Annotated in this window: 16 protein-coding genes; 15 read left to right on the top strand and 1 reads right to left on the bottom strand. The window is 71.7% G+C overall.

The genetic code is table 11. The annotated features are described in order from the left end of the window. The first annotated feature begins 316 nt into the window (after positions 1-316). The 5 genes from rho to ACU436_RS08755 all read left to right on the top strand — a co-directional run bounded on the left by rho (position 317) and on the right by ACU436_RS08755 (position 6,015). Positions 317-2,551: a transcription termination factor Rho gene (rho, locus tag ACU436_RS08775; RefSeq protein ID WP_459023442.1), complete on the top strand. Its 2,235-nt coding sequence runs from the start codon at positions 317-319 to the stop codon at positions 2,549-2,551. A gap of 131 nt (positions 2,552-2,682) precedes the next feature. After that, entirely contained in the window at positions 2,683-2,901 is a 219-nt protein-coding gene (gene rpmE / locus ACU436_RS08770; RefSeq protein WP_094923524.1) for a 50S ribosomal protein L31, read from the top strand. Positions 2,902-3,097: 196 nt separating this feature from the next. After that, positions 3,098-4,162, top strand: coding sequence for a peptide chain release factor 1 (gene prfA, locus ACU436_RS08765; RefSeq protein ID WP_459023441.1), 1,065 nt, complete (start codon positions 3,098-3,100; stop codon positions 4,160-4,162). An 81-nt stretch (positions 4,163-4,243) separates the two neighbouring features. Beyond that, complete coding sequence (prmC, locus tag ACU436_RS08760; RefSeq protein WP_459023439.1) at positions 4,244-5,122, top strand: peptide chain release factor N(5)-glutamine methyltransferase; 879 nt, start codon at positions 4,244-4,246, stop codon at positions 5,120-5,122. Between the two features lie 245 nt (positions 5,123-5,367). Beyond that, positions 5,368-6,015, top strand: a complete 648-nt coding sequence (locus ACU436_RS08755) for an L-threonylcarbamoyladenylate synthase (protein WP_459023437.1) — start codon at positions 5,368-5,370, stop codon at positions 6,013-6,015. Between the two features lie 10 nt (positions 6,016-6,025). Here the strand turns inward: ACU436_RS08755 and ACU436_RS08750 are convergent, their stop codons facing one another. Next, positions 6,026-6,706 carry a TetR/AcrR family transcriptional regulator gene (locus ACU436_RS08750; protein ID WP_459023435.1) on the bottom strand — a complete coding sequence of 227 codons (681 nt, stop codon included), beginning with the start codon at positions 6,704-6,706 and terminating at the stop codon, positions 6,026-6,028. 100 nt (positions 6,707-6,806) lie between these two features. Between ACU436_RS08750 and ACU436_RS08745 the strand changes: the two genes are divergently transcribed. The 10 genes from ACU436_RS08745 to atpA all read left to right on the top strand — a co-directional run bounded on the left by ACU436_RS08745 (position 6,807) and on the right by atpA (position 14,908). Continuing rightward, a complete protein-coding gene (locus tag ACU436_RS08745; protein WP_459023434.1) occupies positions 6,807-8,096 on the top strand; it encodes a serine hydroxymethyltransferase in 1,290 nt (429 codons plus the stop codon). A gap of 12 nt (positions 8,097-8,108) precedes the next feature. Next, the gene (locus ACU436_RS08740) at positions 8,109-9,293 is read left to right on the top strand and encodes a glycosyltransferase family 4 protein (RefSeq protein WP_459023432.1); all 1,185 of its coding nucleotides are present in this window, start codon (positions 8,109-8,111) and stop codon (positions 9,291-9,293) included. A gap of 277 nt (positions 9,294-9,570) precedes the next feature. After that, entirely contained in the window at positions 9,571-9,780 is a 210-nt protein-coding gene (locus ACU436_RS08735) for an AtpZ/AtpI family protein (RefSeq protein WP_459023430.1), read from the top strand. A gap of 7 nt (positions 9,781-9,787) precedes the next feature. Next, positions 9,788-10,189 carry a hypothetical protein gene (locus tag ACU436_RS08730; RefSeq protein ID WP_459023428.1) on the top strand — a complete coding sequence of 134 codons (402 nt, stop codon included), beginning with the start codon at positions 9,788-9,790 and terminating at the stop codon, positions 10,187-10,189. After that, positions 10,186-10,926: a F0F1 ATP synthase subunit A gene (gene atpB, locus ACU436_RS08725; protein WP_459023426.1), complete on the top strand. Its 741-nt coding sequence runs from the start codon at positions 10,186-10,188 to the stop codon at positions 10,924-10,926. Before ACU436_RS08730 ends, atpB begins: the two co-directional genes overlap by 4 nt. 68 nt (positions 10,927-10,994) lie before the next feature. Next, the gene (atpE, locus tag ACU436_RS08720) at positions 10,995-11,282 is read left to right on the top strand and encodes an ATP synthase F0 subunit C (RefSeq protein ID WP_459023424.1); all 288 of its coding nucleotides are present in this window, start codon (positions 10,995-10,997) and stop codon (positions 11,280-11,282) included. Between the two features lie 10 nt (positions 11,283-11,292). Further along, entirely contained in the window at positions 11,293-11,847 is a 555-nt protein-coding gene (locus tag ACU436_RS08715) for a F0F1 ATP synthase subunit B (protein WP_459023422.1), read from the top strand. Next, complete coding sequence (gene atpF / locus ACU436_RS08710) at positions 11,847-12,377, top strand: F0F1 ATP synthase subunit B (RefSeq protein WP_459023420.1); 531 nt, start codon at positions 11,847-11,849, stop codon at positions 12,375-12,377. The genes ACU436_RS08715 and atpF overlap by 1 nt, the downstream gene beginning before the upstream one ends. Further along, positions 12,377-13,207: a F0F1 ATP synthase subunit delta gene (locus ACU436_RS08705; protein WP_459023418.1), complete on the top strand. Its 831-nt coding sequence runs from the start codon at positions 12,377-12,379 to the stop codon at positions 13,205-13,207. The genes atpF and ACU436_RS08705 overlap by 1 nt, the downstream gene beginning before the upstream one ends. Positions 13,208-13,258: 51 nt before the next feature. Then, complete coding sequence (atpA, locus tag ACU436_RS08700; RefSeq protein ID WP_459023416.1) at positions 13,259-14,908, top strand: F0F1 ATP synthase subunit alpha; 1,650 nt, start codon at positions 13,259-13,261, stop codon at positions 14,906-14,908.

Here is a 14,908-nt window from a genome sequence, read left to right as displayed (position 1 = left end):
TTCGTCCAACCGGCGCGCCATGACAGGGGGTTGTTGCCGCGATCAGGGCGGACCGTCTACGCTCGGCACCGCAACGGCGATCCACGCGGCATCCGCGTGGCCACTCGGCCGGAATCCTCCAAGATCCACCGAGCCAGACCGGTTCCGACCCGAGCGGCCTCTTCCCAGGAGCGTCGCGACGATCGCCACCATTGCTGTCGGGGCGGCCGCTGTTCCCGCGACCCGTTGACCGACATGTCGTCCGGCACACCGTCCGGGCGAGTGTGTGAATCCCGCTGACCAGGGCTGGATGCCCGGTCGGTCAGGAAGGACATCTGTGAGCGAGACCGATCTCGTCAGCACCGAGGCTGTGCCCGCCCCTCGAAAGCGCGGCGGCCTCACCGGCATGGTGCTGGCGGAGCTTCGCCAGCTGGCCGGCGAGCTGAACATCCCGGACATCGCCGGGATGCGGAAGGGCGATCTGATCGCCGCCATCAAGGAGAAGCAGGGTGCGCCGCCGAGCCGCAAGCGCTCCGCCCCGGCCCAGCAGACCCTCCCGGGCACCGGTGCGGAGCCCGCCGCCCCGGCGAACACCGAGGCGCCTGCCGTCAACGGCTCCGCTCCGGCCGCCGAGGCCGCCCCCGCAGCCGAGGCCGCGCCGGCCGCCCCCGCTGCCGAAGCCGCCCCCGCGGCGGCCCCCACCCGACGCCGCCGGGCCGCGTCCCGGCCGGCCGGTGCGCCGTCCGCCACGTCCCAGCCCGGGACGTCCACCGTGAACGGTGCCGCCGCGGCCGATGCCGCGCCCGCCGCCCCGCCCGCCGCCGAGCCCGCTCCGGCCACCGAGTCCGCACCCGCGGCCGAGAACGGAGCCGCCCCCGCGGCCGAGCCCACCGAAACCGCTGCGCCCACCCGGCGCTCACGGCAGAGCCGGCGCAACCGCGCCGAGCAGCAGGCCGAGCAGGCCCCGCAGCCGGCGGAGGCCACGAGCACCGCGCCGAGCACCGCGCCCGCCGAGGAACGGCAGAGCGACGGCGGCGACGCGCGCCCCGACACCCGCCGCGAGAGCGGCCGTGGTGACCGCGGCGACCGGGAGAGCGGCCGTGACCGTGGCGGGCGCGACGGCAACCGCGACAACCGCGGTGACCGTGACAACCGCGACGGGAACCGCGACAACCGGGACGGCAACCGGGACAACCGGGACAACCGTGGTGACCGCGACAACCGCGGTGACCGTCCGGACAACCGTGCCGACAACCGCTCCGACTCGCGCGGCCCCCGCGACAACCGGCCGGACGACGATGACGACGATGGTGAGGGCCGGGGCCGGCGCGGCCGCCGGTTCCGCGACCGTCGCCGGGGCCGCGACCGCGACCGCGGCAGCAGCAGCAGCGGCGGCGGTCAGGGCAACGTCGACACCGAGGTGCGCGACGGCGACGTGCTGCTGCCGGTCGCCGGCATCGTCGACATCCTCGACAACTACGCGTTCGTCCGCACCACCGGCTACCTGTCCGGCCCCACGGACGTCTACGTGTCGCTGTCGATGGTCCGCAAGTACGGCCTGCGCCGTGGCGACGCCATCACCGGCGCCGTGCGCGAGCCCCGCGAGGGCGAGCAGTCGCGGCAGAAGTTCAACCCGCTGGTCCGCGTCGACGCGATCAACGGGCAGGACCCGGAGACGTCGAAGCAGCGGCCGGAGTTCACCAAGCTCACCCCGCTCTACCCCAACGAGCGGCTGCGCCTGGAGACCGAGCCGCACAAGCTCACCACGCGCGTGATCGACCTGGTCATGCCGGTGGGCAAGGGCCAGCGTGCGCTGATCGTGTCGCCGCCGAAGGCGGGCAAGACCACGATCATGCAGAACATCGCCAACGCGATCACCACGAACAACCCCGAATGCCACCTCATGGTCGTCCTCGTCGACGAGCGGCCGGAGGAGGTCACCGACATGCAGCGGTCGGTGAAGGGCGAGGTCATCGCCTCCACGTTCGACCGGCCGCCGACCGACCACACCACGGTCGCGGAGCTGTCGATCGAGCGGGCGAAGCGCCTGGTCGAGCTGGGCCACGACGTGGTCGTGCTGCTCGACAACATCACGCGCCTCGGCCGGGCCTACAACCTGGCCGCGCCCGCGTCGGGCCGGATCCTGTCCGGTGGTGTCGACTCCACCGCGCTGTACCCGCCCAAGCGCTTCCTCGGCGCCGCGCGCAACATCGAGGACGGCGGCTCGCTGACGATCTTCGCCACGGCGCTCGTCGAGACCGGGTCCACGATGGACACGGTGATCTTCGAAGAGTTCAAGGGCACCGGCAACGCCGAGCTCAAGCTCGACCGCAAGATCGCCGACAAGCGGGTCTTCCCGGCCATCGACGTCGGCGACTCCAGCACCCGCAAGGACGAGCTGCTGATGTCGCCCGACGAGTACGGGGTGATGGTGAAGCTGCGCCGGGTCCTCTCGGCCCTGGACGACCAGCAGGCCATCGACCTGCTGCTCACCCAGCTCCGCAAGACGCGCACCAACATCGAGTTCCTGATGCAGGTCGCGAAGAGCACCCCCGGCACCGACAACGACTGACCCACCCGTCCCACACCCGGGCCGCCCGCGGGAATCCGCGGGCGGCCCGGGTGGTTGAATGGGACGTCACGCTCCGGTTCCGGTTCACCCCGCCGTCGCGGGGACCCGGCGCCACTTCGAGAGGAACCAACGTGCGTTCAGGCATCCACCCCGAGTACGTCGAGACGCAGGTCGTCTGCGGTTGCGGCAACTCGTTCACCACCCGCAGCACCAAGACCAGCGGCAAGATGACGGTCGAAACCTGCTCGGCGTGCCACCCGTTCTACACCGGCAAGCAGCGGATCCTCGACTCCGGCGGGCGCGTCGCCCGCTTCGAGGCGCGCTACGGCAAGCGGGCCGGCAAGAAGTAGGGCTCGATCGGGCGGGCGTGGTCTGCTCGCGGAACGCGCTCGCCGGTCGTCGATCATCGCGTCACTGTGGGGGGCCGAGCCCCCCACACCCCCAGCCAGGGGCAAGCCCCCGGACCCCCGTCTCGGTGGCCGATCGTTCTCGGCGGTTTCCGCGATGGGGGTTTGTCGTGTCCTGACCAGGGGAGGAGGAGCTGCCATGACAGCACCGGCCGTCGAAGCGGTGCTCGCCGAGCACGCCGAGCTGGAGCTGCGGCTCGCCGACCCGTCCGTGCACGCCGACCCCGCCACCGCCCGCAAGCTGGGCAGGCGGTACTCCGAGATCGGGCCGATCGTCGCGGTGGCGCAGGAGCTGACCGCCGCCCGCGGCGACCTGGCCACCGCTCGTGAGCTCGCGGCGGAGGACTCCTCGTTCGCCGCCGAGGCCGACGAGCTGGCGGAGAAGATCCCCGCGCTCGAGCGGCGGCTCGCCGAGCTGCTCGTACCCCGCGACCCGCACGACTCCGACGACGTCATCCTCGAGATCAAGTCGGGGGAGGGCGGCGAGGAGTCGGCGCTCTTCGCCGGGGATCTCGCCCGCATGTACCTGCGGTACGCCGAGCACCGCGGCTGGTCCACCCAGATCATCGACTCGGTGGCCTCCGACCTCGGCGGCTACAAGGACGTCACCGTCTCCGTGCGCTCGCGCGCACCCGTCGCCGACGGCGTCTGGTCGGCCCTGAAGTTCGAGGGCGGGGTGCACCGCGTGCAGCGGGTGCCCGTCACCGAGTCGCAGGGGCGCATCCACACCTCCGCCGCCGGCGTGCTCGTCTACCCCGACACCGGCGAGGACGCCGACGTCGAGGTCGACGAGAACGACCTGCGCATCGACGTCTTCCGCTCCTCCGGCCACGGCGGGCAGAGCGTCAACACCACCGACTCGGCCGTCCGCATCACGCACCTGCCCACCGGCATCGTCGTGAGCTGCCAGAACGAGCGCTCCCAGCTGCAGAACCGGGCCCGCGCCATGGAGGTGCTGCGCTCCCGGCTGCAGGCCCTCGCCGAGGAGGAGGCGGCCGCGAAGGCGTCCGTGGAGCGTCGCTCCCAGGTGCGCACCGTCGACCGCTCCGAGCGCATCCGCACCTACAACTTCCCGGAGAACCGCATCTCCGACCACCGCGTGGGCTACAAGGCCCACAACCTCTCGTCGGTGCTGGACGGCGACCTCGACGGGGTGGTGGACGCTCTGCAGGCGGCGGACCGCGCGGAGGCCGTGGGCAGGTGAGGCCCCGTGATTGCAGCAAAGCCACTTTCATGCCACGGGGTCGCGTGAAGTGGCCTTGCTGCAATCCGCGAAAGGCTCGTCGTGAGTCGTGAACCGCTGCGGCTGGCCATCCTCGAGGCCGAGCGGGTGCTCGCCGGGGCCGGGGTGGCCTCGCCCCGGGCGGACGCGGAGATGCTAGCGGCTCACGTCGTCGGCGTCGACCGGGGGAAGCTGATGATGCATCCGCTCGTCGACGCGCCCGCCCTGGAGGCCCTGCGCAGGCTCGTCGAGCGCCGCGCCGCCCGCGAGCCGCTGCAGCACCTGCTCGGCACGGCGGTGCTCGGCCCCGCGGAGGTCGCGGTCGGTCCCGGCGTGTTCACCCCGCGCCCCGAGACGGAGCTCCTGCTCGAGTGGGGGTTGAACGAGATCGTCGACGTCGCCGCCCCGGTGGTCGTCGACCTCTGCACGGGCACCGCGGCGCTGGCCCTCGCGGTCGCGAAGAGCCGCCCGGACGCGGTGGTGCACGCCGTCGAGCTCGACCCCGCCGCCCTGACCTACGCGCACCGCAACGTCGCTGATCACGTCGCCGCGGGTGGCACCCCGGTCATCCTGCACGCCGCCGACGTGCGCGAGCCCGACCTGCTCGTCGAGCTCGAGACCCACGTCGACCTCGTGCTCTGCAACCCTCCCTACGTCCCCGACGGCACCCCGCTGCCGCCGGAGGTCACGGGTTGGGACCCGCCTGCGGCCCTCTTCGGGGGTCCGGACGGGCTGGAAATCATCCGGGCCGTCGTCTCGGCGTCCGCCGCTCTGCTGCGCAACGGCGGCGCGCTCGCGATCGAGCACGACGACACCCACGGCGAGGCCGTCCCCGCCCTGATGCACCGTCGCCGCGTGCTCACCGACGTCGAGGACCACCCCGACCTGGCCGGGCGCCCCCGCTTCACCACCGCCCGCCGCCGCCCGCTCCACCGGGCCTGACGCACCCCGTCTCCGCCCCCGCAGCTCGTCGCGGGGCCGGAGGCGACCATGATCGGAAGTATCGGTTGTCCATTGCTTCGGCTACGACGATGAGCACCCGATACTGCGGATCACCGGCGGGAAGATCCCAGGTATCGGTTGTCCATGGTCGTCACGGCAACCATGGACAACCGATACTGCCGCGCCCGCCGACGGGTTGTGCGGGCCGAGAAGGGGCGCGTGGGCGCGCGGCATAGGCTCCCCCCGTGGCTTCCACGTACGACTGCGCGGTCCCGGACCAGCGCGCGGAGGGGCTCGCTGCGGCGGCCCGGGCGGTGAAGGCAGGGCGGCTCGTGGTGCTGCCCACCGACACCGTCTACGGCATCGGCTGCGACGCGTTCAGCGCCCCGGCCGTGCGCAGCCTGCTCACCGCGAAGGAGCGCGGGCCGGACATGCCCGTCCCGGTGCTCGTCGGCTCCTGGTCGACGATCGACGGCCTGGTGCTCGGCGTGCCGAAGTCGGCGCGCGACCTCATCGAGGCGTTCTGGCCGGGCGGGCTGTCGCTGGTGCTCTCGCACGCGCCGTCGCTCAACTGGGACCTGGGCGCCACCAAGGGCACGGTCATGCTCCGCATGCCGTTGCACCCGGTGGCGCTGGAGCTGCTGCGCGAGGTCGGCCCGATGGCGGTGTCCAGCGCGAACGTCTCCGGGAAGCCGCCCGCGGCGTCGGCTGCGGAGGCGGAGGAGCAGCTCGGGGAGAAGGTCGCGGCCTACCTCGACGGCGGGCCGTCCGGCGAGCCGGTGGCGTCGACGATCGTCGACCTGACCGGCGACGAGCCGCGCGTCCTCCGCGAGGGCGCGGTCACCACGGAGGCGGTCGCCGAGGTGCTGGGCCGAGAGGTGCTCCCGGCCTGACCCGGCCGGCTCAGGGGAGCGGCACGAGGTCGGCGAGGCGCTCGACCGTGGTGTCGAAGTATGCGGCGTGGTCGGCGACCACGTTGTGGGTCTGGCCGAACAGCTCGAAGCTGATCGCCCCGTAGAGGCTGCTCCACGCCGTGACCATCCGGGGAGCGAGTGGTTCCGGCAGGCCGAGGCCCTCGGCGACACCCGGGGTGAGCACGTCGCCCGCGTCCGGCCCGTCCGGTGTCGCGTCGACGGTGCCCGCCGCGACGCCGTCGGCCACCACCCGGCACAACAGCACGGCCACGCGGGACGCGGGACCGATGGTGGCCTCGGGTGCGGCGTAGCCGGGCACCGGGGAGCCGTAGATCAGGGCGTACTCGTGCGGGTGCGCCACCGCCCACACCCTGGCCGCACGGCAGGTGGCCCGCCAGCGTTCGCGCAGGTCGGCCCGCGGGACGGCGGCCTCCGCCTTCTCGGCGGCCGCGCCGATTGCGTCGTACGCGTCGACGATGAGGGCGGTGAGCAGCTCGTCGCGGCTCGAGAAGTAGCGGTACACCGCCGAGGACGCCATGCCCAGCTCGCGCGCGACGGCGCGCAGCGACAGCCCGGTGGCCCCGTCGGTGGCGAGGTGGCGACGGGCGGCCTCGACGATTTCGCGGGTGAGTTCGGCGCGCACGCGGGCGCGGGCTCCGGCGGCGGTCATCGGCGCAGTCTGTCATGCGTTGAGAGCACTGGCAACAAATGAGATCGTTGCTCTGGTAACGCCCGGACGGGTCGCGGCCCCCAGCGGGTACCGTTCAACCGTGAGCGAGCAGAGCACCCCCTTCTGGGGCCCGGACTTCACCGCGCTGCAGCACCAGGACCCGGAGATCGCGGGAGTGGTGCTCGACGAGCTGGACCGGTTGCGGGGCGGCCTCCAGCTCATCGCCAGCGAGAACCTCACCAGCCCGGCCGTGCTGGCGGCGCTGGGATCGACGCTGTCGAACAAGTACGCCGAGGGCTACCCGGGCCGGCGCTACTACGGCGGCTGCGAGGTCGTCGACCGGGCCGAGGAGATCGGCAACGCCCGGGCCAAGGGGCTGTTCGACGCCGATCACGTCAACCTGCAGCCCCACTCGGGCGCGTCGGCCAACTTCGCCGTCTACGCCGCGTTCACGAAGCCCGGCGACACCGTGCTCGCGATGGACCTCAAGCAGGGCGGGCACCTCACGCACGGCAGCAAGGTCAGCTTCTCCGGCAAGTGGTTCAACGCCGTGTCCTACACGGTGCGCGAGGACAGCGAGCTGATCGACTACGACCAGGTGCGCGACCTCGCCCTCGAACACCGCCCCAAGCTCATCATCGCCGGCGCCACCGCGTACCCGCGGCTGATCGACTTCGCCCTGTTCCGCGAGATCGCCGACGAGGTGGGCGCCAAGCTCATGGTCGACGCGGCGCACTTCATCGGCCTGGTGGCAGGCAAGGCGATCCCCTCGCCGGTTCCGTTCGCCGACGTCGTCACGGCCACCACGCACAAGGTCCTGCGCGGCCCGCGCGGCGGCATGATCCTCGCGAAGGCGGAGCACGCCAAGGCCATCGACAAGGCCGTGTTCCCGTTCTCGCAGGGTGGTCCGCTCATGCACGCCGTCGCCGCGAAGGCGGTCGCCATGCGCGAGGCGGCGCAGCCGGAGTACCAGGCGTACGCGGGCCAGGTGATCGCCAACGCGCAGGCGCTGGCCAAGGCCCTCGAGGCGGAGGGCATGCGGCCGGTGTCCGGTGGCACCGACACCCACCTCGCGCTCGTCGACCTGCGCCCGATCGGCGTCAGCGGCGACCAGGCCGAGAACCGCTGCGACGCCGCGCGCATCACCCTGAACAAGAACTCCATCCCGTACGACCCGGCCCCGCCGCTCAAGCCGTCCGGCCTGCGCGTCGGATCGCCGAGCGTCACCACGCAGGGCATGACGGAGACGGACATGGCCGAGGTCGGCTCCCTGCTGGGTCGCGCGGTACGGGCCGAGCACGGCACCCCGGGAGGCGACGCGGAGCTGGCCGAGGTGGCCACCGCGGTGTCGACGCTCGTCGCGCGGGCCCCTGCGTACCCCCGCGCCTGACGCTCGCTCGCCGTGGCGGTCCCCACGCTCGTCCTGCCGATCCGGGAGTTCCTGCTCACGGGTCTGACGGCCACGGTCGTGACGTTCCTGCTGGTCGGCCCGGTGCGGGTGCTCGCGCTGCGGCTCGGTGCGGTGGCGTGGCCGCGCAAGCGCGACGTGCACGTCACGCCGACCCCGCGCTGGGGCGGCCTGGCCATGCTCGGCGGTGTGCTGGCGGGCGTCGGGATGGCCTACCAGCTCCCGGCCCTGCGGCTGGCGTTCGACAACAACGCCTCCGAGGTGGGCGGGGTGTTGCTCGCCGCGCTGCTGCTCGCGGCCGTCGGCGCGCTCGACGACCGCTACGACCTCGACGCGCTCACCAAGTTCGCGGGCCAGACCACGGCCGCGGGCGTCCTGGTGATCTTCGGGGTGCAGTGGACGGTCTTCTTCGTGCCGTGGGGCGGTTCGGACTGGAACGAGTCCGGCTCGCTCCTGGTGCTGGGCCAGGAGCAGGGCGTGCTGCTCACGGTGCTGCTCACGGTGGCGCTGGTGAACGCCATGAACTTCGTCGACGGGCTGGACGGGCTCGCCGCAGGCGTCGGGATGATCGCCGCGGCGGCCGTGGGCCTGTTCGCGATCGGGCTGGTCGGCCGGGTCGGCAACGACCCCTCGGTGTACTCGCCGGCCTTGATCGCGGCCGTGCTGGCGGGCGCGTGCCTCGGGTTCCTGCCGCACAATTTCAATCCCGCGCGCATCTTCATGGGCGACTCCGGTTCCATGCTGATCGGTGTTCTGCTGGCCGCGGCCACCACGAGCGCGTCGGGCAAGATCTCGATCATCGGCGCGGACACGAGGGACGTCCTGGCGCTGTTCGCACCGCTCATCGTGCTGGCCGCCGTGGTGTTCGTGCCCCTGCTCGACCTGCTCATGGCCGTGGTGCGGCGCACGCGCAAGGGCCTGTCGCCCTTCTCCCCGGACAAGATGCACCTGCACCACCGGCTGCTCGAGATCGGGCACAGCCAGCGGCGCGCGGTGCTGCTGATCTACCTGTGGGCCGGCGTGCTGGCGTTCGGTGCGGTCGCGCTCGCCCTGCTCGACGACGTGACCGTGGCCGCGTGGACCACCGGGCTGGGACTGCTGGTCGCGGTCATCGCGACGGCCGTTCCGCGGGAGCGCAGGCGCGCGCAGAACGGTTCGGCCGGCAGGCCCATTCCGTGAACGCAGTGTGATGGTGCAGCTACTTCTCGAAGCGATCTTGGGGAATCGGACATCCGACGCACAGTGACATGGCTGACAGTCGTGTGCGCAGGTCAGGGCGATCCGAGAGATCCGTTGACGCTGTGATAGCGTCCGTCTCGCGGGCCGGTCGATGGCCTGGTCGGGTGTCGACCGGGCTTTCGGGATGAGAGGCCCTCCCCGTTCTGATCGAGGAGTTAGGTGCGGTGAAGGCTCACACCTGGGCAGGGTGCGACCTCGGCTCAGCCGAGTAGAGCCCGTGGCCGGCGAAGGGCCGGAGCTGGGTGACCTGCTCTCGATGGGGGTCACACTGGCTCTGTGCGTCGCTGCAGGGCTCGGGCTGGGATGGCTCGTCGACTTGCCGTTCGAAACCTTCCCGGTCTTCACCCTGGTCGGGCTACTGCTCGGGGTGGGAGCGGCGTCGCTATATGTCTACAAGCTGTTCGAGAGATATTCGGGAAAGGGGTGAGGCCAGCATGGTGCTGAATTCATCCGAGTACACGCCGCCGGTCACCCGTGCGACGTTCCGGCGAGCGGCGATCGCCGCCGGGGTCGCCGCTGTGCTGGTCCTCGCGGTGCTCGTGCCCATGAGCCTCGCCCCGTTCGCTCTGTTCTGCCTGGTCGGCATGGCGCTGGGGTTGGCCAACCTGGCCGTCGCGGTGCGCTCGGTCGCCAGGTTCGCCGGTACCCAACCGTCCAAGGTCCGATTCTCCGGTTCGGTGCTCGCCCGGCTCGCGGTCATCACGGTGATCGCGTTCGGCTGCGCGCTGCTCTTCCGGCCGGCCGGGATCGCCGTGTTCGGCGGGCTCGCACTGTTCCAGCTCATCGCCGTCGCGAGCTCGATGGTTCCCCTGATCAAGGAGATCCGTAACAGATGACCGCCGTGCCCACCGCCGTGCTCGCCGCCGAGGGCGAGATCACCCCCGGAGAGCACTGGACCGGTGAGTTCCTGGGGCTCACGTTCAACCTCGACACCATCATCGGCACGCTGATCGCCGGTGTCATCGTGTGCGGGGCCGGCTACTACATGGCACGGCGCGCCACCAAGGGCCGCCCGTCCTGGCTGCAGATCGCCTTCGAGGCGCTCGCCGGGTGGGTGCAGACCCAGGTGCGCGAGGGCATGGGCCGGCGGGTGCCGCGGGGCGTCGTCGGGCTCTGTATCACCCTCTTCGCCTTCATCCTCATCTGCAACTGGCTGGCCGCGCTGCCGTCGGAGCACTACGTCCCGCCGCCGACCGCGGACGTCAACCTCGTCTACCCGATGGCCCTCATGGTGCTGGTCTGGGTGAACGTGGCGGGCATCCGGGCCAACGGCGCGGGCCGGCACTTCGGCCACCTGGCCAAGCCGTACGCCGCGCTGGCGCCGATCGAGTTCATCACCCAGTACCTGTCCCGGCCGGCGTCGCTGGCGCTGCGGCTGTTCGGCAACATCTTCGCCGGCGGGATCATGGTCTCGGTGATCGCGCTGCTGCCGCCGTACATCCTGTGGCTGCCGAACGCGGGCTGGAAGCTGTTCGACATGTTCGTCGGGGTGATCCAGGCCCTGATCTTCACGCTGCTGACTTTGATCTACTTCAGCGAGGCGATCGGCAGCGAGGACGAGCACGCGCACTAGCGCACCGAGTTCGAAAGCTCCCCAAGAGACGACGCGCGGGACGCGGTTCCGCGGGAAAGAGGAGAGTCATGAGCGTTGCAGTTCTGGCCCAGGAGGCTGCTCAAGGCGGCACCGAGGGCCTGCTGACGGGCCTCGCCATGGTCGGCGGTGGCATCGCCCTCGCCGGCGGCGCCATCGGTGCGGCGATCGGTGACGGCCTGGCCGGCGCCGCGGTCATCAACGGGGTGGCCCGCCAGCCCGAGGCCGCCGGCCGGCTGAACACCACGATGTTCCTGATCATCGGCCTCGTCGAGGGCATGTACTTCATCAACCTGGCATTCATGGCTCTGTTCGTGTTCGTGCTGGGCGCGGGCTGATCGGAACCCCATGACGAGAGTGATGGCTGCGGCGGGAGAAGGCGCACCGCCGAACTTCCTCGTACCGAACGCGACGATCATCGTCGTCTTCGTGATCTTCCTGCTCGTCCTGTTCTTCTTCTACCGCTTCGTCGTGCCGCCGCTGACCAAGGCGATGGCCGACCGTGACGAGATGAACCGCAAGCAGGCCGAGGACCGGGACAACGCCCAGCGCAAGCTGGCGGAGGCGGAGCAGCGCTACCAGAAGGCGCTCGCCGAGGCCCGGGGCGAGGCCGGCCGGATCCGGGACGAGGCGCGCGCCGACGCCCAGAAGATCCGGGACGAGATGCGGGCGGACACCGACCGCGAGGTGGCCGAGATCCACCGCCGTGGCGAGGAGCAGCTGGCCGCCCAGCGCGAGGAGGCGGTGCGCAGCCTGCGCGCCGAGATCGGCGGGCTGTCCACGCAGCTGGCCGGACGGGTGCTGGGGCGCCCGCTGTCCGGCGACGGGGCCCACCGCTCCACCGTCGACAGCTACCTCGCCGAGCTCGAGCGGGCCCCGGCCGGGAGCGAGGGGAAGCGCTGATGGCCATCTTGATCGCCGAGCTGGTCGGCTTCGTGGTCGTGCTCTGGGTGCTCTACCGCTTCGTGCTGCCCCCGGTGCAGAACATGGTGAAGACCCGCCAGGACACGATCCAACAGCAGGTGGACGCGGCCGAGGCGGCGGCGGGGCAGTACCGGGAAGCGGAGCAGAAGCTGGAGTCGGCCATCGCCGACGCCCGCAACGAGGCCGCCCGGATCCGCGACGACGCCAGGGCGGACTCCACCCGCATCCGCGAGGAGCTCGTCGAGCAGGCCGAGCGCGAGGTCGAGCGCATGCGCCGGCGCGGCGAGGAACAGCTCGGGGCCCAGCGGGACCTGCTGGTCCGGCGGCTGCGCGGGGAGCTGGGCGGGCAGTCCATGGACCTGGCCGAACGGATCGTCGTGCAGGACCTGTCCGACGACGCGAGCCGGTCGGCGTCCGTCGACACCTTCCTCGACGAGCTCGAGGGCATGGTCGGGCGGGACGACCGGACGGCTGCGCCGACGGCGGCAGCCGGGAATGGGGGCAACTGATGGCGGTGCTGCTGCAGTCCGCCAGCCGGGAGTCGTTGGCCGAGGCGGAGCGGACGCTCGATCGGGCGATCGACGCCGGCCGGTCGGCGGATCTGACCCGGCTGGGCGACGACCTGTTCGCGGTGCTGGGCCTGTTGGTCCGGGAGCCCACGCTCCGCCGGGCCCTCGCCGACCCGGCCACCCCCGCGACCGCACGCTCCAGCCTGGCCGATCGGCTGCTCGCGGACAAGGTCGGCAAGCCGGCCCTGGACGCGGTCTCGGACCTCGTGTCCTCGCGCTGGTCACGCCCGTCGGACCTCACCGAGGCGGTCGAGGTGCTTGCCCGGCGTTCGGTGCTGGGGGCGGCGGAGAAGGACAACAGCCTCGATGACGTCGAGGACCAGCTGTTCCGGTTCGGCCGCATCCTGGACCGCGAGCCGCAGCTGGCCACCCTGCTGTCGGACGAGAGCGCCGCGGCCGACCAGCGGGTCGGCCTGCTCTCGGGCGTGCTCGCCGGCAAGGCCTCGCCGGTCACGGCGAGGCTGCTCGAGCAGACCGTGCGCTACCCGCGGGGGCGCAGCCTGGACCGGGCGGCCGAGGAGCTGTCGGAGCTGGCCGCGGCCCGTCGCGACCGCTACGTCGCACACGTCCGTTCGCCGATGCCGCTGACCGCCGTCCAGGAACGCCGACTGACCGAGGCGCTCACCCGGCTCTACGGCCGCCCGATCTCGTTGCAGGTCGAACCGGACGACAGCCTGCTGGGCGGGCTGGTCGTGCGCGTCGGCGGCGAGGTGATCGACGGCAGCATCGCCGGCCGGCTGGCCGCCGCCCGCCGCACCCTCCCCGACTGACGGCCGCCCGCTGAGCGCCCAACCCACAGACCCGCGATACGAAGGACAGCCATGGCAGAGCTGACGATCTCCCCGGAGGAGATCCGGAGCGCGATCTCCAGCTACGTCTCGTCGTTGGAGACCGAGACCTCCCGCGAAGAGGTGGGCACCGTCGCCGACACCGGTGACGGCATCGCCCACGTCGAGGGCCTTCCCTCGGTCATGACCAACGAGCTGCTCGAGTTCGACGGCGGCGTGCTCGGCGTCGCGCTGAACCTCGACCAGCGCGCGATCGGCGCGGTCGTCCTCGGCCCGTACAGCGGGATCGAGGAGGGCCAGCAGGTCCGTCGCACCGGGGAGATCCTGTCGGTGCCGGTGGGCGACAACTTCCTCGGCCGGGTCATCGACCCGCTGGGCGCCCCGATCGACGGGTTGGGCGACGTCGAGTCCACCGACCGCCGCGTGCTGGAACTGCAGGCCGCGTCGGTGGTGGAGCGCCAGGGCGTCTCCGAGGCGCTGCAGACCGGCATCAAGGCCATCGACGCGATGACCCCGATCGGCCGCGGCCAGCGCCAGCTGGTGATCGGCGACCGCAAGACCGGCAAGACCGCGGTCTGCGTCGACACGATCATCAACCAGAAGGGCAACTGGGAGAGCGGCGACCCGAAGAAGCAGGTCCGCTGCATCTACGTGGCGATCGGGCAGAAGGGCTCGACGATCGCCGGCATCCGGCAGTCCCTGGAGGACGCCGGCGCGCTGGCCTACACCACCATCGTCGCTGCTCCGGCCTCCGACCCGGCCGGGTTCAAGTGGCTGGCCCCCTACACCGGTTCGGCCCTCGGCCAGCACTGGATGTACGAGGGCAACCACGTCCTGATCGTGTTCGACGACCTGTCCAAGCAGGCCGAGGCCTACCGGGCGATCTCGCTGCTGCTGCGCCGCCCGCCCGGCCGCGAGGCCTACCCCGGCGACGTGTTCTACCTGCACTCCCGGCTCCTGGAGCGCTGCGCGAAGCTGTCGGACGAGCTCGGCGGCGGTTCGATGACCGGGCTGCCGATCATCGAGACCAAGGCGAACGACGTGTCGGCCTACATCCCGACCAACGTCATCTCGATCACCGACGGCCAGGTCTTCCTGGAGTCCGACCTGTTCAACCAGGGCGTCCGGCCGGCGATCAACGTCGGTATCTCGGTGTCCCGCGTGGGTGGTGCCGCGCAGGTGCGGGCCATGCGCCAGGTGTCCGGCTCGCTGCGACTGGACCTGTCGCAGTTCCGCGAGCTGGAGGCGTTCGCCGCGTTCGGCTCCGACCTCGACGCCGCGTCCGCGGCTGCCCTGGCCCGTGGTGGCCGGCTGGTGGAGCTGCTCAAGCAGGCCCAGTACGCGCCGTTCCCGGTCGAGGAGCAGGTGGTCTCGCTGTGGCTGGGCACCACCGGCAAGCTCGACTCGGTGCCGGTCGGCGACGTGCGGCGGTTCGAGCAGGAGTTCCTCGACAACGTGCGGCGCAACCACGAGGGGATCTTCGGCGACATCCGGGACACCGGGAAGCTGAACGACGACAACGTGCAGCGGCTCGAGGACGTCACCGCGGAGTTCAAGAAGAGCTTCACCGCCTCCGACGGCTCCTCCGTGGTGCCGAAGGAAGCGAAGGCCGAGTCGCTCGACGAGGACGAGGTCGACCAGGAGACCGTCAAGGTCAACAAGCCGGCCCCCTCCGGAAGCTAG

The sequence above is a fragment of the Pseudonocardia wallangbongensis genome, assembly GCF_054486945.1.
The sequence above is the reverse complement of the archived record's forward strand: the minus strand, read 5'-3'. Positions and strand labels throughout refer to the sequence as shown.